The 18,805-nt window shown below is 71.9% G+C and carries 16 protein-coding genes and 1 pseudogene; 7 read left to right on the top strand and 10 right to left on the bottom strand.

All coding sequences use genetic code 11. The features are described from left to right. Positions 1-133: 133 nt before the first annotated feature. Together ACWGJB_RS42530 and ACWGJB_RS42525 are read right to left on the bottom strand one after the other, a co-directional pair. Positions 134-2,536: a M4 family metallopeptidase gene (locus ACWGJB_RS42530; RefSeq protein WP_453385382.1), complete on the bottom strand. Its 2,403-nt coding sequence runs from the start codon at positions 2,534-2,536 to the stop codon at positions 134-136. A 257-nt stretch (positions 2,537-2,793) separates the two neighbouring features. Beyond that, entirely contained in the window at positions 2,794-3,237 is a 444-nt protein-coding gene (locus ACWGJB_RS42525) for an N-acetyltransferase family protein (RefSeq protein ID WP_453385381.1), read from the bottom strand. Positions 3,238-3,408: 171 nt separating this feature from the next. Here ACWGJB_RS42525 and ACWGJB_RS42520 point away from each other — a divergent pair, with 171 nt between their 5' ends. The 4 genes from ACWGJB_RS42520 (at position 3,409) to ACWGJB_RS42505 (ending at position 7,941) form a co-directional block, all read left to right on the top strand. Beyond that, complete coding sequence (locus ACWGJB_RS42520) at positions 3,409-4,059, top strand: NADPH-dependent F420 reductase (protein WP_453385380.1); 651 nt, start codon at positions 3,409-3,411, stop codon at positions 4,057-4,059. 157 nt (positions 4,060-4,216) lie between these two features. Beyond that, a complete protein-coding gene (locus ACWGJB_RS42515; protein ID WP_453385379.1) occupies positions 4,217-5,266 on the top strand; it encodes an MHYT domain-containing protein in 1,050 nt (349 codons plus the stop codon). 63 nt (positions 5,267-5,329) lie between these two features. Further along, positions 5,330-6,832 carry a metallophosphoesterase family protein gene (locus ACWGJB_RS42510; protein WP_453385378.1) on the top strand — a complete coding sequence of 501 codons (1,503 nt, stop codon included), beginning with the start codon at positions 5,330-5,332 and terminating at the stop codon, positions 6,830-6,832. 77 nt (positions 6,833-6,909) lie between these two features. Beyond that, the gene (locus tag ACWGJB_RS42505) at positions 6,910-7,941 is read left to right on the top strand and encodes an LLM class flavin-dependent oxidoreductase (protein WP_453385377.1); all 1,032 of its coding nucleotides are present in this window, start codon (positions 6,910-6,912) and stop codon (positions 7,939-7,941) included. 1 nt (position 7,942) lies between these two features. On the opposite strand, the gene ACWGJB_RS42500 is transcribed toward ACWGJB_RS42505, so the two are convergent. Then, positions 7,943-8,917 (bottom strand): TauD/TfdA dioxygenase family protein, encoded by a 975-nt coding sequence (locus ACWGJB_RS42500; protein WP_453385376.1) that lies wholly within the window; start codon positions 8,915-8,917, stop codon positions 7,943-7,945. 156 nt (positions 8,918-9,073) lie between these two features. Here ACWGJB_RS42500 and ACWGJB_RS42495 point away from each other — a divergent pair. The 3 genes and pseudogenes from ACWGJB_RS42495 to ACWGJB_RS42485 all read left to right on the top strand — a co-directional run. Next, positions 9,074-9,367, top strand: a pseudogene (locus ACWGJB_RS42495) (aldo/keto reductase); the annotation flags it as partial. A gap of 175 nt (positions 9,368-9,542) precedes the next feature. Further along, entirely contained in the window at positions 9,543-10,202 is a 660-nt protein-coding gene (locus tag ACWGJB_RS42490) for a DNA polymerase ligase N-terminal domain-containing protein (protein ID WP_453385375.1), read from the top strand. A gap of 163 nt (positions 10,203-10,365) precedes the next feature. Further along, complete coding sequence (locus ACWGJB_RS42485; protein WP_453385374.1) at positions 10,366-10,800, top strand: cupin domain-containing protein; 435 nt, start codon at positions 10,366-10,368, stop codon at positions 10,798-10,800. 13 nt (positions 10,801-10,813) lie between these two features. Here ACWGJB_RS42485 and ACWGJB_RS42480 read toward each other — a convergent pair whose 3' ends face one another. The 7 genes from ACWGJB_RS42480 to ACWGJB_RS42450 form a co-directional block, all read right to left on the bottom strand. Further along, complete coding sequence (locus ACWGJB_RS42480) at positions 10,814-13,174, bottom strand: SpoIIE family protein phosphatase (RefSeq protein WP_453385373.1); 2,361 nt, start codon at positions 13,172-13,174, stop codon at positions 10,814-10,816. Positions 13,175-13,228: 54 nt separating this feature from the next. Then, the gene (locus ACWGJB_RS42475) at positions 13,229-13,696 is read right to left on the bottom strand and encodes a peroxiredoxin (protein ID WP_453385372.1); all 468 of its coding nucleotides are present in this window, start codon (positions 13,694-13,696) and stop codon (positions 13,229-13,231) included. Further along, the gene (locus ACWGJB_RS42470) at positions 13,697-14,086 is read right to left on the bottom strand and encodes a DoxX family protein (RefSeq protein WP_453385371.1); all 390 of its coding nucleotides are present in this window, start codon (positions 14,084-14,086) and stop codon (positions 13,697-13,699) included. Between the two features lie 85 nt (positions 14,087-14,171). Next, the gene (locus tag ACWGJB_RS42465; protein ID WP_453385370.1) at positions 14,172-14,705 is read right to left on the bottom strand and encodes a MarR family winged helix-turn-helix transcriptional regulator; all 534 of its coding nucleotides are present in this window, start codon (positions 14,703-14,705) and stop codon (positions 14,172-14,174) included. Between the two features lie 133 nt (positions 14,706-14,838). After that, the gene (locus ACWGJB_RS42460) at positions 14,839-15,882 is read right to left on the bottom strand and encodes an Ldh family oxidoreductase (RefSeq protein WP_453385369.1); all 1,044 of its coding nucleotides are present in this window, start codon (positions 15,880-15,882) and stop codon (positions 14,839-14,841) included. 132 nt (positions 15,883-16,014) lie between these two features. Then, positions 16,015-17,715, bottom strand: coding sequence for a thiamine pyrophosphate-dependent enzyme (locus ACWGJB_RS42455; protein WP_453385368.1), 1,701 nt, complete (start codon positions 17,713-17,715; stop codon positions 16,015-16,017). A 12-nt stretch (positions 17,716-17,727) separates the two neighbouring features. Beyond that, positions 17,728-18,588, bottom strand: a complete 861-nt coding sequence (locus ACWGJB_RS42450) for an amidohydrolase family protein (protein WP_453385367.1) — start codon at positions 18,586-18,588, stop codon at positions 17,728-17,730. Positions 18,589-18,805: the final 217 nt, after the last annotated feature.

The raw sequence follows: 18,805 nt of genomic DNA, 5'->3' as shown, positions 1-18,805 counted from the left end.
GTCGCAACCCTCGAGTGGTTGTAAACCCACGCCAAACCCAAGCCGGCTAACAACACCCGGCCCCCGATCCGATCACAGGCCCGCGCGCCCCCCCCCCGGGGGGGGGGGGGGGGACGCTCACCATTTCCGTACGTCAGCCGGTCGTCACGGCGGTGTCGTCGACGACGAAGCTGGTCTGGAGCGAGGAGTCCTCGACACCGGTGAACTTCAGGGTCACGGTGCTGCCCGCGAAGGAACCGAGGCTGAAGGACTTCTGCACGTACCCGGAGGCCGCGTTGAGGTTGGAGTACGTGGCCAGGGTGGTGGAACCGGCGGCGACCGTCAGCTTGTCGTACTGCGTGCTGGTGGTGGTCTCGGCGGTGTCGATGTGCAGGTAGAACGTGAACGTGGTGCTCGTGCAGCCGCTCGGGATCGTCACCGACTGGGAGAGCGTGTCGGTGTGGGTCGAGCCGTAGCCGTCCAGCCAGGCCTTGTAGGAGCCCGCGTGTGCCGCCTCGCCGGTGTCGTTGGTGATGACCCCGCTGGTGGCGGTCCAGGTGGTGTTGCCCGACTCGAAGCCCGCGTTGCCGAGGAGCTGCGTGGCGGTGCAACTGCCGCCGCCCCCGCTGGAACTGACCGTCCAGGTGAAGGAGGCGGTACCGGTGGCGCCCGTGGAGTCGGTCACCGTGACGGTCGTGCTGTAGGTGCCCGCCGTCGTCGGGGTGCCGGAGATGACACCGGTGGAGCTGTTGATCGACAGGCCGGTCGGCAGTCCGGTCGCCGCGTAGGTCAGCGAGCCGCTGTTGGTGCTGCTCGCCGAGACCTGCAGGCTGACCGCGGTGCCCACGGTCGAGGACTGGCTGCCCGGGTTGGTGACCGTCACCCCCGAGGTCGGCGGGGTGACGTGGCTGCCGACGTTGATGCCCGCGAAGGCGTTGGCCACACCCGCGTACTGGGCGGAGCTCGCGCCGTACAGAGCCGTCGCGGCGTTGAGCGCGGCGGTCCGGGCTGCCGCGTAGTTGGTGCTGGACGTCATGTACGTCGTCAGCGCCTTGTACCAGATCTGCAGGGCCGCGGCCCGGCCGATGCCGGCGACGGCGACGCCGTCGGAGGTCGTGCTGTTGTAGGTGACGCCGTTGATGGTCTTGGTGCCGCTGCCCTCGGAGAGCAGGTAGAACATGTGGTTCGCGGGGCCCGAGGAGTAGTGCACGTCGAGGTTGCCGACGCCGGAGTACCAGCTGTCCGCGGAGCCGCCGTCCTTGCTCGGCTTGTCCATGTAGCGCAGCGGGGTGCCGTCGCCGTTGATGTCGATCTTCTCGCCGATGAGGTAGTCGCCGACGTCGGAGGAGTTGTTGGCGTAGAACTCCACGCCGGTGCCGAAGATGTCGGAGGTCGCCTCGTTCAACCCGCCGGACTCACCGGTGTAGTTGAGGCCCGCGGTGTTTGAGGTGACGCCGTGGCTCATCTCGTGGCCGGCCACGTCCAGCGAGGTGAGGGCGTGGGTGCTGCCCGAGCCGTCGCCGTAGGTCATGCAGAAGCAGGAGTCGTCCCAGAAGGCGTTGACGTACGCCGTGCTGTAGTGGACGCGGGAGTACGCGGCGACACCGTCGTTCTTGATGCCGCTGCGCCCGAAGGTGTTCTTGTAGAAGTCCCAGGTCATCTGGGCGCCGTAGGCCGCGTCGGCGCCGGCGGTCTGGGTGTTGGAGCCGGATCCGGTGCCCCAGACGTCGTCGGTGTCGGTCATCAGGGTGCCGGTGCCCGACGTCGCGTTGTTGAGGCTGTACGTCTTGTGGCCACCGCGCGTGGTGTCGTACAGCTGGTACGTCGAACCCGACAGGGTCGTGTTCAGCGTCACCGTGCCGCTGTACTGGGTGTTGCCGGTACCGGACTTGACCGCCTGGTAGCGGTACAGCTCCTTGCCGGTGGTGGCGTCCGTGACGACGTGCAGCTGGCTGGGGGTGCCGTCGTCCTGGAAGCCGCCGACCACGGTCTCCCACGCGAGCTTCGGGGTGCCGTTGCCGGCCCAGATCACCTTTCGGGCGCTGTCGGCGGCGGGCTTCTCGGCGTCGAGGGCCTTGGCGGTCTTGAGTGCCTCGGCCTGGGCGGCCGACTTGGTGAAGGCCGCCGTGGTGGAGGCGACCTTGATGGTGCGCTTGTTGTTGAAGGTGGTGCTGACCGTGCCGGCCGCCAGCGAAGCGGGCGGGGTGTGCACGACCAGGTCGCCGCCGAGCACCGGCAGGCCGGCGTAGGTGCGCTCGTAACGGGTGTGCACGGTGCCGTCGTTGTCCTTGACGACGTCCTTGACGACCAGTTTCTCCTTGGCGCCGAGGCCGATGGTGCGGGCGGTCGCGGCGGTCTGCTGCTGGGCGCTCTTGATCAGCGCGGTGTGCTGGGCGGGGCTGAGCTTGGCCTCCAGGCCGCCGGTGCGAAGGGGGCTGGGGTGGGGCGCGGCGGGCTTGGCGTTCGCCGGGACCGACTGGATGCCGACGGCGAACAACGCCACGGTGGAGACCAGGGCGGCTCCGACCGTGGCGCGTCTGTGGGGAAGACGTCTCACTCGTACTCCTCCTGCTGCGGCCGCCGGGTCGCGGCCGGTGACAGACCGGGCAGACGGGGGTGTGCTGTCCGGGACGAGCTGAGCTGTGCGGGGCCCGGGATCGGGGACCGGGATACGGGGTCCGTGATCCGTGGACACGCCATGGAGAAAGCGTGTGCTGAGCGAGGATTCCAGCCTTGACCCGCGCATGTCATTCAAGTCGAGGTCAATCGAGGGTTTTCCCTATGCCACGTGGGGTGGTTGAGGCGGAGCAGGGCTCACGACGACGGCGAGCGCACCATGAAGACGTCCACCGGATCCTCGGCCTCGACGGTGAACCCGTGCCGCTCGTACAGCCGTTGGGCCGCACTGCCGCGCAGGACGTTCAGCCGGACGCGGGCGCCGTCACGGTCGCACCGCGCCAGCAGCTCGCGCAGCACGCCCGAACCGATGCCGACGCCCTGGACGTCCGGGGCCAGACAGAAGTGTTCCAGCCAGTGGGCGTCGGCAGCCGGCCGCAGCGCGACACAGCCGGCGAAGGCGCCGCCCACCTCGATCACCCAGGTGTGGGCCGTGTCGAACCCGTCCCGCAGCCGCTGCCGGACGCGCCGCGGGTCGTACCGCCCGAGCCGCTCCAGATCGGCCCGCAGCACGACGGCGCGCAGTTCGGCCACCGCCTCGACGTCCGCCGGCGATGCCGGCCGCATCTCCCAGTCCCCCATGACCGGCCAGGCTACCCAGTGGTCCGGTGTCCCTTCTCGACACCCTGCACGTACGGAGCGCGCTCCGCCGTGTGACGGCGAAACACCCCGCGCCCGGCCCGAGTCGCGGCAGGTTTGCCGATTCATCCCGTTTATCCTGATTCACCTCCCACCCCACGGAAAGGGCTCCCCATGCGGGTCTTCATCGTCGGCACAGGCAACATGGCGGGCGGTATCGCCACCCGGGCACTGGCGGGCGGGCACACGGTCCGGCTGGTCGGCACCGATCCGGCGAAGGCAGCCAACCTCGCCGACGCCCTGGGCGAGCGAATGGCCGGCGCCGATGTGGCACCCGCAGTGCCGGACGCGGTCGGGTCGGCGGACGTGGTGGTGCTGGCCCTGCCGTTCGACGCGGCCAGACAGGTGGTGGCCGAGTACGGGGACCAGCTCGCCGGGAAGACGGTCGTCGACATCTCCAACCCGGTGGACTTCGCCACCTTCGACTCGCTCACGGTGCCCGCGGACAGCTCCGGCGCCCAGCAGATCGCGGAGGCCGCCGCGCCGGGCACCCGGGTGGTGAAGGCCTTCAACACCACGTTCGCGGGCGCGCTGGTCGCGGGTGAGGTCGGCGGGCTGCCGCTGGACGTGTTCATCGCGGGTGACGACGCGGCGGCCCGCGACCAGGTGGCCGAGCTGGTCTCCTCCGGCGGACTCAACCCGGTGGTCGTCGGCGGGCTGCGGCACGCCCGCGAGCTGGAAGGCATCCAGTTGCTGCACATGGCGCTGCAGACCCGCCCCGAGGGGCACGGCTGGATGAGTGCAATCAAGATCGTCACCCCCTGAGCCGGTGCTGTGCACGGACCGAGAACGGGCTGTGGAGAAGGCGTGCCGACCCGTGGTGCCCGAGAGGCAGCCGAAGTCCCGGTGAACGCCGGGGCGCACACCCCCGGCGCGTAGTACCTTCCCTCCAACAGTCGTGACTCTGGGGGGAGTTGCAGTTATGCACGGCACGACAAGCGGGTTCCACTACGGCGCGGTCACTCCGGTGGCGGCCTATCTGATGGCCTGTCTGGGCGGAGCCCTGGGGCTGCGCTGCATCGTCCGCTCGCTCCACCACAGCGGGCAGTCGTGGAAGCCCGGTTGGCTCGCGCTGGGCGCGGCCTCGATCGGCTGCGGCATCTGGACCATGCACTTCATCGCGATGATCGGCTTCCATGTCCAGGAGACCGCGATCCGCTACGACGTGGGCCTGACCCTGCTCAGTCTGGCGGTGGCGATCCTGGTCGTCGGCATCGGCGTCTTCGCGGTCGGCTACCGGGGCGCCACCGCCGGGACGCTCTCGACGGCGGGCGTCATCACCGGTCTCGGCGTGGCCGCCATGCACTACCTGGGCATGGCCGCGCTCCGCCTCGACGGAACGATTCACTACGACCGGGTCACGGTCGCCCTCTCCGTCCTGATCGCGATCGCGGCGGCGACGGCCGCTCTGTGGGCCGCCGTGTCGGTCCGGGGTTTCCTGGCGAGCCTGGGCGCCAGCCTGGTGATGGGCCTGGCGGTGTTCGGCATGCACTTCACCGCCATGACGGCGGTGAGCGTCGACGTGCACCCGGCGTCCGCCACCTCCTGGTCGAGCGCGTCACCCACCTCGCTGCTGCTGCCCATGCTGCTGGGCCCGGCCGTCTTCCTGCTGCTGGCCGGGGTGGTGGTGATGTTCGACCCGCTGCTGGTGCTGGGCGAGGGCGACTGGAACCGGCAGCCGGGAGCCGGGAAGAACAGGCCGGCGAACCCGCCCCGGGCGGCCCGCTCACGCCCGCCGGGCCCGCGCGGCGGGCGCGCACCCGGGAGCCGGCACGGCCGTGCGACGCGCCCGGCACCGGGCGGCGCGGCCCAGCCGGACTCGGCGGCGGGCACCGCACCGCGCACCGCACCGCCCGCCCCGGACCGGTACGCCACCCCGGACCGCCCGGCACCCGGCGGCCCCGGCCAGTACGGCACCCCCACCCGTCCCGAGGGCCCGTACGGCGCCCCCTCGAACCCGTACGAATGGTGACCGTCCCGCAGGACGCCAACCCCCTCGCCGCACCCGCTCGTTGATCGTTGCTACGGTGCCCGGGTGTCTGACTCCTCACGCGAATCCGCAGAAGGCGCCGGCTGGGGCGAGGCCGAGCGCGGTGCCTATCGCCGGCTGATGCCGAGCCATGTCGAGAAGCTGTTCTGGCTCAACCCAAGGACCATGTGGGCGGCCCGCAACGGCGTGCTGGCGTCCTGGTTCGGCGACCCGACCGGCCGTACCCGCGGCCGCTGGGTGGCGCAGCGGGCGGCCGCCGGGGCAGCGGCCGACAAGGTGATCCGGCGTGCCGAGGCCGACCGGTTCTCGTTCATGGTGATCGGCGACACCGGCGAGGGCGACGACTCCCAGTACGCCGTCGTGCCCGGCTTCCTGAAGGCGAGTCAGGACACCGACTTCGCGGTGATCGCGAGCGACGTGATCTATCCGGTCGGCGCCACCGACGACTACGGCACCAAGTTCTTCCGCCCTTACCAGGACTATCCGGCGCCGATATACGCGATTCCCGGCAACCACGACTGGTACGAGGACCTCGGCGCGTTCATGCGCGTCTTCTGCGACGACGCCCCGCCACTCCCGGCCGAGCCGAAGCCGCGCCCCCTCTCCCGCGCATGGTGGCGTGCCCTGCTGTGGCACCGGCCGAGCCCGGCGGACGAGCAACTCCTCGCGGAGGCGCGCAAGTTGCGGCCGACGCCGGAGCAGCATGCCGTACAGCCCGGCCCCTACTGGGCCATCGACGCCGGCCCGGTCCGGATCGTCGGCATCGACACCGGTCTGCTCGGCACGATCGACGCCGAACAGGGCGCCTGGCTGCGGGAGGTGTCCCGGGGGCCGCGCCCGAAGATCCTGGTCACCGGCTCCCCGCTGTACGTGGACGGCGAGCACCATCCCTGCCCGATCGACGGCGGCGGCACCGTCGACGACATCGTCCGCGACCCGGCCCACCACTATGTGGCGGCGATCGGCGGCGACATCCACAACTACCAGCGCTATCCGGTCGACGTGGCCGGCCGCACCATCCAGTACGTGGTCGCGGGCGGTGGCGGTGCCTTCATGCACGCCACCCACACCATCCCCCGGGTCTCCGTGGCGAACGTCACCGAGGACGACTTCCGCTGCTACCCGCTGCGCGGCGACTCCCTGGCCTTCTACAGTCGGCTGTACGGCCGCCGGCTGCGCATGCCCCGGTTCTTCACGCTCACCGCGGCTGAGGCGACGGCCGTGATCTCCGAACGTCTCGGCATCAAGCCCGGCCGCGCGCCCGGCCCGGACACCCGGGTCACCCGCCGCACCCGGCTGGTGGCGAGCCTGCTCGGCGCGGGCGGCCGCCCGGACCGCACCTCCCGCTTCCGGCTGCCGGTGAAGAAGATCTACACCCAGCTGTTCTCCCCGGGCTCGGCCACCTACAGTCCGCCCTTCTTCAAGTGCTTCCTGCGCCTCGACGTGAGCCCGGAGGCGGTACGGCTGCGCTGCTTCGCGGCGACCGGGAACCGTGTGCAGGAGCTGGATCCGCCGGTCGAGGACGAGATCACCATCCCCCTGACCTGATCCGCAGCTGATCACACTCCCGCAATGTTCGGGTGTCACAATCGGGGCAGAACTGACGTACGACCGCTGGAGGACCCGTGCCGTCCACCCCCCGCCCGCTGCGCAGACTGGGCTTCCTCACCATCGGCCTGTTCGACGGGGCCGATCCGGGCAAGGGGCACGAGTCCACGCTGGAGATCATCGAGCTGGGCGAGCGGCTCGGCTTCGACAGCGCGTGGGTGCGCCATCGCCACCTCCAGTACGGCATATCGTCCCCGGTGGCCGTCCTCGCGGCGGCCTCGCAGCGCACCAGCCGTATCGAACTGGGCACCGCCGTGATCCCGCTGGGGTGGGAGAACCCGCTGCGGCTCGCCGAGGACCTGGCGACCGTCGACATCCTGTCCGGCGGCCGTCTCAACCCCGGCGTGAGCGTCGGCCCGCCCATGCACTACGAGCAGGTCAGAGAAGCCCTCTACCCGGACACGGCGGACGCCGAGGACTTCAGCTACGAGCGGGTGCGGCGGCTGCTGGACTTCGTGCGGGGCAAGCCGGCCACCGACTTCAGCGGGGTCGAGGGCTTCGAGGTGTTCTCGGACGTGGTCCAGCCGCACTCCCCGAGCCTGGGGCGGCGGCTCTGGTACGGCGGCGGCAGCCTGAGTTCTGCGCGCTGGGCGGGCGAGCACGGCATGAACTTCCTGACCAGCAGTGTCGTACGGGCCGGGGGCCCGAAGGACGCGAACGACTTCGCGCAGATCCAGCTCTCGCACATCCGTGAGTTCCGGGCCCACCACCCGGACGGTGACGCGGCCCGGGTCTCGCAGGGCCTGGTCGTCATCCCCACCGACTCCGCCACGCCCGAGCAGCGCGCCAAGTACGAGGCGTACGCGGCCAAGCGGCTGCCCCGCACCACGGCCCCGCAGGGTCCGGCGCGGCTGCTGTTCGCGCCCGACCTGGTGGGCACCTCGGCCGAGATCGCCGAACAGCTGCACGCGCACGTCGCGTTCCGCGAGGTCGACGAGGTGGCGTTCGCCCTGCCGTTCGCGTTCGAGCACGAGGACTATGTGCAGATCCTCACGGACATGGCGACCCACCTGGGCCCGGCGCTCGGCTGGCGGCCCGCGGCCGCCTGAGTCACCAGCGGCCCGCCTCCGTGCCGGTGACCGGCTGCGACGGCTTGCCGTCCACGCCGACCGGCACCTCGCCGTGCAGCATCACCCGGTGCATGACCCGGGGGAAGCCGAGGTGGGCGTTGTCGCCGGGCGCGAGATGGATGGTGGCCCGGTTGTCCCAGAACGCGACGCTGCCGGGCTCCCATCGGAAGCGGACCGTGTACTCGGGCCGTACCGCCTGTTCGAGCAGCATCTCCAGGAGCGCGGCACTCTCCGGCCGGGAGACGTCGGTGATCTGCTCGACGTAGTAGCCGTTGACGTACAGGACCCGCTCGCCGGTCTGCGGGTGGACGCGCACCAGCGGGTGCACCGAGGCGACCTGATGGTCGAGGAGATGGCGGAGGTAGGAGTCGTCGCCGGGCCGGGACTGGTAGCCGACACCCAGGCGGTGCTCGGCACGCAGTCCGTCGACGAAGGCGCGCACCGGCGCGGAGAGCCCGGCGTAGGCGGCGGCGAGGTTGGCCCAGGTGGTGTCGCCGCCGTACGGCGGGACGGTCTCGGCGCGCAGGACGGTCGCTGCGGGCGGGTCGATGCGGGCGCCGTGGTCGCAGTGCCAGCCGCGCAGCAGGGTGTGCCGGCGCCGCTGGAGCCACTCCTCGTGCTCCATGCCGAACCGTCCGCCCAGTTCCAGCCGGTCGGCGGTGGTCTCCACCTCGGGGAAGCCGGCGGGCGAGGCGCTGCCCCGTCGCCCGAGCACGACCGGCTCGCCGAACCGCCGGGCGAAGGCGACATGCCCGGCGTGGTCCAGCCGCTGCTCCCGGAAGAAGACGACCTTCCAGCGCAGCACCGCCTCCCGGATCAGCGCGACCACTGCGTCGTCGAGGTCCCCGCCGAGGTCGACGCCGGTGATCTCGGCCCCGATGTGCCCGGCGACGGGTTTCACCTCGGCCCCTGCGACGCGCTCCGCCTTCTCCGCCGTGCCCCTGTCCGTCGTCATGCGTACTCCGATGCTCGCCGGTACCGCTTTCCCCGAAGATCGTGACAGCCCGGCGCGCCCGGCGACAGACGTCACGGAACGCGTCGGCCCCGCTTGATCACCACTCCCCGCATCGGTGAGGGTGGAGGGAGGACAACGTCGAGGGAAGGCCCCATCGTGATCAGCATTCCGGCGTACTCGCTCAACGACGGTACGGCGATCCCCGCCGTCGGCCTGGGCACCTGGCCGATGGACGACACGCAGGCCGAGCAGGCCGTTCGCCATGCGCTCCAGGCGGGTTACCGGCTCGTGGACACGGCCGTGAACTACGGCAACGAGACCGGGGTCGGCCGGGGTGTCGCGGGCAGCGGCGTCCCCCGCGAGGAGGTGGTGGTGACGACGAAGCTGCCGGGCCGTCACCACGGGTACGAGGAGACCCTCGCCTCCTTCGAGGAGTCCCGGCAGCGGCTGGCGGCCGCCGAACGGCAGCGGGCGAACCTCGACGTCTTCGGCTTCCGGCTCAGTGCCGCGCAGCTGGCGGCGGTCTCCGAACGGCCCCACCAGCGCCTCGGCGGCGACCCGGACAGCCACGAGGAGTTCTAGCCGCGCGGGTACTCGGGGCGTACTTCCGACGAAGGGAGCCGCGGTGGGTACCGACGAGCGGCTGCGCACGTACCGTGACAAGCGTGACTTCGGGCGGACCCGGGAGCCGTCGGGGCAGGCGGGGCCGGGCGGCGGGCGGCCCCGGTTCGTGGTGCAGATCCATGACGCACGCCGGATGCACTTCGACTTCCGTCTGCAGGTCGACGAGGTCCTGAAATCCTGGTCGGTGCCGAAGGGCCCGTCGGCCGACCCCGGGGACAAGCGGCTGGCCGTGCCCACCGAGGACCATCCGCTGGAGTACGAGGACTTCGAGGGCGTGATCCCGAAGGGCGAGTACGGCGGTGGCACCGTGATCGTCTGGGACCACGGCTGGTACGAGCCGCTCAGCCACGACCGCAAGGGCGGGCCGGTCGGCTTCGCGCAGTCGCTGGAGCACGGGCATGCCACGTTCCGGCTGCACGGCTCCAAGCTGCACGGCGAGTACGCGCTGACCCGGTTCCGGGGCAGCGCCGGCGACGACGCCTGGCTGCTGGTGAAGAAGGGGGCCGCGCGGTCGGGCGGCCACGGCACGCCCGATCCCCGGCGGGCCCGCTCGGTGACCTCCGGCCGCACTCTCGCCCAGGTCGCGGCGGACGCGGACGCGGGCGCGGACGCGGGCGCGGGCGCGGGCGCGGGCGCGGGCGCGGGCGCGGGCGCGGGCTGACGGACCGTATCCGGTCTCCGTCCTCGCCTACCGGGGCACCTGGTTCGACGGGCCGGAGGGCGCGGGCCCGGTGCACCGGGATTGCGGCGTTCCCGCCCCGGGTGACCCCCTGGGGGCCTATGTTCACGGAGGTACTCGATCTTCGGCTCAGGAGGCCCTCCGTATGCGCACCGCGCTCCGTACCGCGCTGGCCGGGGCGGTCGCCGCCGGCACTCTGCTGACCTGCGGCACCGCCTACGCCACCCCCGCCGGGCCGGGTGTGACCGGCCGGGTGATCAGCCAGACCACCATCGGCGGCACGGACTACGTGCTGCGGGAGATCACCGTCCCGCCCGGGCAGACCACCGGCTGGCACTTCCACGACGGCCCGGTCTACGGATACGTCCAGAAGGGCACGCTCAGCCACTTCCACTCGGACTGCGCGGGGGACGGCGTCTACCGGCAGGGTGGCACGGTGTACGAGCCGGGCGGGGCGGGCGATGTGCATCTGGGCGCGAACCTGGGCGACACCGACCTCGTCCTGGACGTGCTGTACATCCTCCCGCACGGCTCGCCGTACTCCGAGTCGGTGCCGAACCCGGGCTGCGCCTTCGAGTAGACCGGCCGCCGCGTCAGGCGTCGATGACCGGCAACGGCCCTTCGGGCAGCGGCTGTTCAGCCCAGATGGTCTTGCCGGTGCAGGTCTGGCGGCTGCCCCAGCGCTGGGTGAGCTGGGCGACCAGGAGCAGGCCGCGGCCGCCCTCGTCGTAGGCGTGCGCGCGACGCAGATGCGGTGAGGTCGAACTGCCGTCGGACACCTCGCAGATGAGGGCGCGGTCGCGGATCAGGCGCAGCTGGATGGGCGGTTCGCCGTAGCGGATGGCGTTGGTGACGAGTTCACTGACGACGAGTTCGGTGACGAAGGCGGCCTCGTCCAGGCCCCAGGCGGCCAGGCGTTCGGTGGCCGCCTGCCGGAAGTGCGCGACCTCGGCGGGGTCGGGCGGGACGTCCCAGGTGGCGACCCGGTCGGCACCGAGGGCGCGGGTGCGGACCAGCAGCAGGGCGACGTCGTCGGAGGGCTGTTCCGGCAGGACGGCCTTGAGCACGTTGTCGCTGAGGTCCTCCAGCGAGTCGGCCGGCGCGCTCAGCGCCCGGCACATCTCCTCGGTGGCGCGGTCCACGTCCCGGTCCCGGTCCTCGATCAGGCCGTCCGTGTAGAGGGCGACGACGGCGCCCTCGGGCAGGTCGAGCTCCACCGCCTCGAAGGGCAGACCGCCGACACCGAGCGGCGGTCCCGCGGTCATCGGGACCAGCTCGGCCTCGCCGCCGGGCAGCACCAAGGCGGGCGCCGGATGGCCCGCGGCGGCGAGGGCGAGGCGGCGCGAGACCGGGTCGTAGACGGCGTACAGGCAGGTGGCGCCCTGTTCGGCGACCTCCTCGCCGTTGCCGTCCGCGGCCAGGTGGGTGACCAGGTCGTCGAGGTGGGTGAGGAGTTCGTCGGGGGGCAGGTCGACGTCCGCGAGGGTGCGTACGGCCGTGCGCAGCCGGCCCATGGTGGCGGAGGAGTGGATGCCGTGACCGACGACGTCTCCGACGACCAGGCCGACCCGGCTGCCGGAGAGCGGGATCACGTCGAACCAGTCGCCGCCGATGCCGGCCAGTGATCCTGAGGGCAGGTAGCGGTGCGCCACCTCGACGGCGGCCTGGCCGGGCAGGCCGCTGGGCAGCAGGCTGTGCTGGAGGGCGAGGGCGGTGGAGCGCTCGCGGGCGAAGCGGCGGGCGTTGTCGATACAGACGGCGGCACGGCTGCCGATCTCCTCGGCGAACACCGTGTCGTCGATTGCGTAGTCGTCGGTGTGGCGTATGCGCACGCCGACGACCACGCCGAGCAGGACGCCCCGGGCCCGCAGGGGTACGGCGATCATGGAGTGGACGCCCTGCCGGTACTTGCGGCCCGCGGGCGCGCGGGCGTTGCGCTCCGCGACCCAGCGGCGGAACTCCGGCTCGCCGGCCTGGCTGACCACCGCGCGCCCCTCCCGCAGTGCCCGGGCCGGCGGTGACGACGCCAGATGCACCTCCGTCTCGCCCAGCCGTACGGCCGCCTCGGGGGTGCCCTCGGTCGCCGAGCCGTGGGCGACGCGCCGCAGTTCGATGTCCCCCTCGGGGACGGTGGGCAGTTCCTCGGCGGAGAGCACCCAGTCGAGCAGGTCGACGCTGGCGAAGTCGGCGTAGCGCGGGACGATGAGTTCGACGACCTCCTCGGCGGTGCGCACCACGTCCAGGGTGGTGCCGATGGAGGTGGCCGCCTCGTTGAGCAGGGCGAGCCGCAGCCGGGCCAGGTACTGCTCGGTGCTGTCGAAGGCGGCGAGGGCGACGGCGGTCAGCTCGCCGCCGGGGTCGTGCAGGGGCCACATCTCGATGCTCCAGGCGTGCTCCCGGTCCAGGGCCGGGGCGCCGGTGAAGGCCTCGTAGCGGGTGGGCCGGCCGGTCTCGACGACCTGGCGCAGATGGCTCAGGAAGCCCTGGCTGTGCGGGACGTCCTCGACGGTGTCCAGAAAGAAACGGCCGCGCAGGGCCTCCTCGGGGACGCCCATGACCTGACAGACCTCGTCGTTGACGCGGAGGTAGCGCTGGCGGACGTCGAAGACCGACATGGACATGGAGGCCTGCTGGAAGGCCTGTTCGGCCAGGGTGGGCTCGGCCTGCCGGGGCGGGTCGGCGGTGAGGACGTATCCGGTGGTCCCGCCGTCGGGGCCGAGGACCGGGCAGGCGGTCAGGGCGATCTCCGTCCGGCGTCCGTCGGCGTGGCGCAGGGCGACGGTCCCGGAGCGGGCGGCTAGCGCCGCCTCGGGGACCGCCTCGGCGAGCAGGTCGGCGGCGGGCCGGCCCACGACCTGCTCCGCCGGGCGGCCGGTGAGTACCCGCGCGCCTTCGCTCCACCCCGTCACCCTGCCCAGGGCATCAATGATCGCCGCGGCCGCGACACGCTCCATACGCCCCAGGATGGGACCTGTGTCCCACCGCATCAAGCGCGGGGACGGCCTGTCTCAGCCCTGCTGACCGCGCAGTGCGGCGAGCGCCCGGTCGGCGTGCGTGTTCATGCGCAGTTCGCTGCGGACGACCTCCAGGACGGTGCGGTCCTGGGCGATGACGAAGGTGGCCCGCTTGGTGGGGGCGAGCGCGAATCCGCGCTTGACGCCGAACCGCTCGCGGATCGTGCCGTCGCTGTCGGAGAGCAACGGCATGCCGAGCGTGTGCTTCCCGGAGAACTCCTGCTGGCGCTCGACGCTGTCCCCGCTGATCCCGACCGGACGGGCGCCGGCGGCGGCGAACTCGGCCGCCAGGTCCCGGAAGTGACAGGCCTCGGTGGTGCAGCCGGGCGACAGGGCGGCCGGGTAGAAGAAGAGGACGACCGGCCCGTCGGCCAGCAGTTCCGTGAGCGTCCGCGTCGTGCCGGTCTCGTCCGGCAGCGCGAAGTCCTCGATCTTGCTTCCGACCTCGACGGTTCCCGCCATCTATCGGCCCTCCTCGTTGTGCGAGACGTTGTGCGCGACACCGCGCGCCCACAGCACCAGGGGGATCTGGAGCGGCAGGCGGGCGAGGGCCGCGGTCCTGAACGGCTGGGGCCGCTGCTGCCAGTCGACGGCCATCTGTACGTTGGCCGGGAACACGCCGACGAAGAAGGCGGCGGCCGCCCGGGCCGCCGCCTTGCGGGTGCGCGGCAGGGCGATCCCGGCCGCCAGCGCGAGTTCCACGGCCCCGCTGCCGTACGTCCAGGCCCGGGGCGAGCCCGGCAGTGCTTTCGGGATCGTGGCGTCGAACGACTTGGGCGCCGCGAAGTGCGCCACTCCGGCGGTGGCCAGCAGCCCCGCCAGCAGCAGGGGTGAACGTTCGGACCGGGCCACGCCGCCTCCTCTGAAGACCTGGCGCCGCATATTACCGGGCGGTACCGGCCCGCTCCCCGCCGGGGCGTGCGTGCACGGCGTGCACTCACACGGTGCGGCCCGAGGACACCGTCTCGCCGGGCTCCGGGCCGGACTCGTCCTCGACCGCGTAGGCCAGGAAGTCGTCGACCATACGGTGGAACAGCGTGGCCAGCTGGCGCAGCTCCTCCGGCTTCCACTCGCCCAGGGCCAGCTGCATCCCGCGCGCCCCGGCGTCCCGGACCCGGTGGACGGCCTCCCGTCCGGCGTCGGTGAGCTCGATCCGCTGGGCGCGACGGTCGTCGGGATCGGGGACCCGGGTGACATGGCCGGACCTCTGGAGCTGCTGCACCGTGCGCGTCACATGGGACGCCTCGACACCGAGCCGTTGGGCGAGCTCCCCCGGGCGCAGCGGTTCGGAGTCGGCGACCTGGCGCAGGAGAGCCACCGCGGCGCGGTCCAGCGGGACGCCGGCGAGGGCCATCAGCCGCTCGTGCTGCCGGGCCCGAGTGCTCAGATACGTGATGCGCGTCAGCGCACGCTCGATCTCGACGACCTCCGGGGTGGCGGCGGGGACGGCCGGCAGGGGTTCTGTGGACATACCGGCCAGTTTACCATATCGTTGCGTAACTCAAGTAAGTTACCGCACGCGTTTACGCACAGTACTGCGCGGCGTGCACGGACCGGGCCCGCGCGACCATCTCCCAGGACTCCTGCCGCGGGCCCCGCCTCACTCACACCGGCAGTGCCACACCCAGCCGCTCGGCGTGTTCCGTCAGCTCCCGCCATACCTTCGGCGCCACCGGAATCCCCTTCTCCGCGCGCTCCCCGGCCACCGCCGCGCTGCGCTCCCCCGGGTAGAACACCCCGTCCGCGCCGTCCGCGACCGGCAGGCCTTTCAGCGTGCCCAGGGTGTCGTCGACCGCCGCCACGAAGGCCTCCGGGTCACCGAAGGCGGCCGGGTCCAGGGCGATGAGCAGGGCGTTCTGGCGGTGCTTGCGGTCGCCCGCGTGGAAGGACGCGAAGATCGGGGCTCCGACCAGCACGCTGGTCAGGAGTTCGAAGGCCAGGGACATGCCGGAGCCCTTCGCGCCGCCCAGCGGCAGCGGCATGACGGCCTCTTGCGGGTCGGTCGTCGGGATGCCGTCCGCCGTCGCGGCCGCGCCCTCGGGCAGCGGGGTGCCGCTCGCCTTCGCCTGGCGGATCCTGCCGAGGGCGACGGTGGCGGTGGCCATGTCCAGCAGCAGCGGGGCGTGTTCGCGGGCCGGTACCGCGATGGCGAGGGGGCTGGTGGCGACGGCCGCACCCCTGACGCCGGTGTAGCCCATGTTGGGCATGCCGGCCACGAACCCGAGCCCGACCAGGCCCTGGTCGGCGATCCGGGAGACGTAGTAGCCGATGGCGCCGGTGTGGACCGTGCGGCGGACGCCCACCGAGGCGATGCCCATCTCGCGGGCCCGCCGTACCGCCTCGTCGGCGGCGGCCGTCAGGGCCACCGGGCCGGGGGCACGGTCGGCGTCGAGGACGGCGGCGGCCGGTGCCGTGGACTCGACGGTGAGCCGCGGGTCGGCGTTGGCGACTCCCTTGGCGAGCAGGTCCAGGTAGGCGGGGACACGTGCGGTGCCGTGCGAGTCGACGCCGCGCCGCGCGGCCCAGACGAACACGTCGGCGGTGGTACGGGCGTGCTCGGCGCTCAGACCGCCCTTCTCCAGCAGGGTGGCGGAGAAGGTGCGCAGGTCCTCGGCGGGCACCAGGATCTTGGGGGGTGTGTCGGACATGGCGGTGAAAGCCTCCTGGGCTACGGCGCGCCGTCAGGGGCGCGGGACTGCGTCGATCCGCGGCTGCCGCCGCGCGGTCGCGACCGGCCACGGACGGCCGGCGGATTTCGAACGGCGCCTACAGCGGAGCGCTCATCGGGTGACGAGGACGTCGACCACCGCGGTCGTCCCCTCGGCCACAGCCTTCAGCGCGCGCTCCAGCGCGGGCACGAGTGCCTCCGTCGTGTCCACGGTCTCGGTGTGCATGCCGAACGGCTCGGCGAACGCGGCGAGCCGGGGCAGCCGGTGCAGGTCGGTGCCCAGCCACTCGCCGGTGTCGGCGGCCGCGCCGTCGGGGTAGAAGCGGCGGTGGTTGAGGTTCATCGACTTGTACACGCGGTTGTTGAACACCACGATCAGCAACGGAAGTTCGTACGCGTTCGAGGCGTCGTACGACGGGATCACCGGGTTGTAGGTGAAGGCGCCGTCGCCGACGGTGAGGACCACCGGCCTTTCCCTCGCGGCGAGTTTGACGCCGAGTGCGACGGCGATGCCCTGACCGAGTCCGCCCTGGACGTAGAAGTAGGAGTCGGGGTCGGTGACTTGGAGATGGCGCCTGACCACCCGGCTGTGGGTGATCGTCTCGTCCACGACGATCGCGTCCTGCCCGTGCAGCAGCCTGCGCAGGGTGGCGGCGACCAGCACCGGGTCGATGCCGGTGCCCTCCTCGGCCCTGGTCTCCGCCGCCGCGATCGCCGACCGCTCGGCGGCGTGCCGCTGAGCCTGCGCCGCCCGGCGGACCTCGACCGCACGCTCGTCGAGATCCTTCGCCCGCTTGGTCAGCTGGCGCAGCGTGTTGGTGACGCTGCCTTCCAGGTACGTGTCGGCGAACAGCGCCTGGTAGACGACGTGCGGGCGCTGCGGGACCTCGTCGATGACGACGACCTTCGCCTGGCCTGGGCGCCTGGAGGGCGGGTAGAAGGGCGCCCGGCAGTTGACCAGGAGGATGAGGTCGGCCTCGTCCATCCACGGCCCGATGTCGCTGCCGGCGTGCAGCGGGTGGGTGCGCGGGAAGCTTCCGCACACCGCCGAGTCCGGCTCGACGACCGGGATGTTCCAGGCCTCCGCGAAGGCGACCAGCGCCTCGAAGCCGCCCGGCTCGCGCCCCGCCGTCTCCGTGACGATCACCGGGTTGGCCGCCTCGCGGATCAACCGGGCGACGGGATCGACCTCTTCGGGCGAGCTGTGGGTGGAGCCCGGTGCGACGACGGGCTTGGCCTCGCGGCCGTCCCACTCCTCAAGGAGGATCTCCAGCGGGATGTTCAGATACGCCGGTCCGGCCGGCGCCCGCCAGGCCAGCTCGGCCGCCCGGGTGATCATGGTCGGCAGCGTGTGCACACTGGCCGCCTCGGTCGACCACTTGGTGAACGGCTGGGCGATGCCGTGCGGGCCGCCCACGATCGAGAGGTTGCGGTACCACTGGCCACCCGGGTCGTGCCCGGGAGCGTCGCCGTACGTCGTCGACTCCGAGGAGGCGACGACCATCGGCACGCCGGCCAGCAGCGCCCCGTGCACGGCCATCGAGCCCTGGAGCAGACCCGGCGCCGCATGCAGCAGCACGCCCTGCGGACGGCGCCTGACCAGTCCGTAGCCGGTGGCCATGCCGGCGGCCACGGTCTCGTGCGTGAGGTCGAGGTAGCCCGGCGCGGGTTCGCCGTCGCGGTGGCGGCGGGCCAGCGCCTCCCACACCGGGGCCCACTCGGACCCCGAGGAGCAGAAGAGGTAGTCGGCGCCGACGGCGTTGAAGGCGGCGACGAGGGCGTCACCGCCGTCGGTTCCTGGAGTGTTGGTCATCGCCGGTGTCCCTCAGCCCTCGATCGGCCAGTTCAGGACCTCGGAGATACCGCGGCCCAGGATCCATTCAAGCTCCTCGGGCGTGAAGTCCCAGTGCTTGGTGAACTGCTCGATCGTGTCGGTGTAGGTGATGCCGTGGCCGAGCAGCCGGGTGATGTCGGTGCCGTAGAAGCAGCGCTGCGGGCCCATCCTGTCGACCATCTCGCGCACGTACTTCTGGATGTTGTTGTTCGGGAAGGCCTGGGTGGAGTAGCCCGGCAGCGCCGACACCTTGACGTAGATGTTCGGGTGCACGTGCAGGTCGGCGGTCTCCTGGACCCAGTAGCCGATCGCGTCGTCGACACAGCGGGCCATGATGCCCATGTGGTCGATGATGATCTTCAGCTCGGGATGCTTGGCGGCGATCTCGCCCAGCTCCCGCTTCCAGATCGGCGCGTGCACCATGGTCGGGATGCGCAGTTCCTCTGCGATCGGCCAGTACCAGTCGTTGGTGCCGTCGATCATCCAGTTGCGGTCCTGCGGCCGGTGGAAGGTCAGCCGGGTGCCCTTCACATGCGGGTTCTGGGCGAAGTCCTTGAGCATCGCCTTGCCCTCTTCGGGCTTGTTCTGCGGGATGCGGGCCATGATGCCGAACCGGTCCGGGTGCGCCTCGCAGGCCTCCAGGGCGTAGTCGATGCGGTCGCCCTCCCAGGACGGCGGCAGGATCAGCGCCCGGTTCACACCGGCCTCGTCCATCAGCTCCAGGGCCTCCTCGTAGGAGAAGGGGTCCTCGCGGTGGCCGTTGAGCCGGATCCGCTCGCGGGCGCCGGGCACCCAGGGGCGGTCCGGGGTCTCTTCCTTCCAGATGTGGATCTGCGTGTCGACGACGAACATGGCGCGAACTCTTTCTCTAGGAGGGGGGCTCGGGGTGCTGTGCAAGGAACGCTAGGCGGCTGGTGAGCTCTTGCGGAGATCCCGGAGCGCAAGCTGTTGTTGCGCGGAAGTGTGCTGTTCGCGGCGCCAGTTCACGCGCCCCCGCCACCTCCGTGGCGGTTCGCCCCAGAAGGCCGCGCTGCTGGTGTCGGCGCTAGCCCATGTGGGCGGGGGGGGC

It is taken from the genome of Streptomyces sp. NPDC054813 (genome assembly GCF_053611365.1).
The sequence above is the reverse complement of the archived record's forward strand: the minus strand, read 5'-3'. Positions and strand labels throughout refer to the sequence as shown.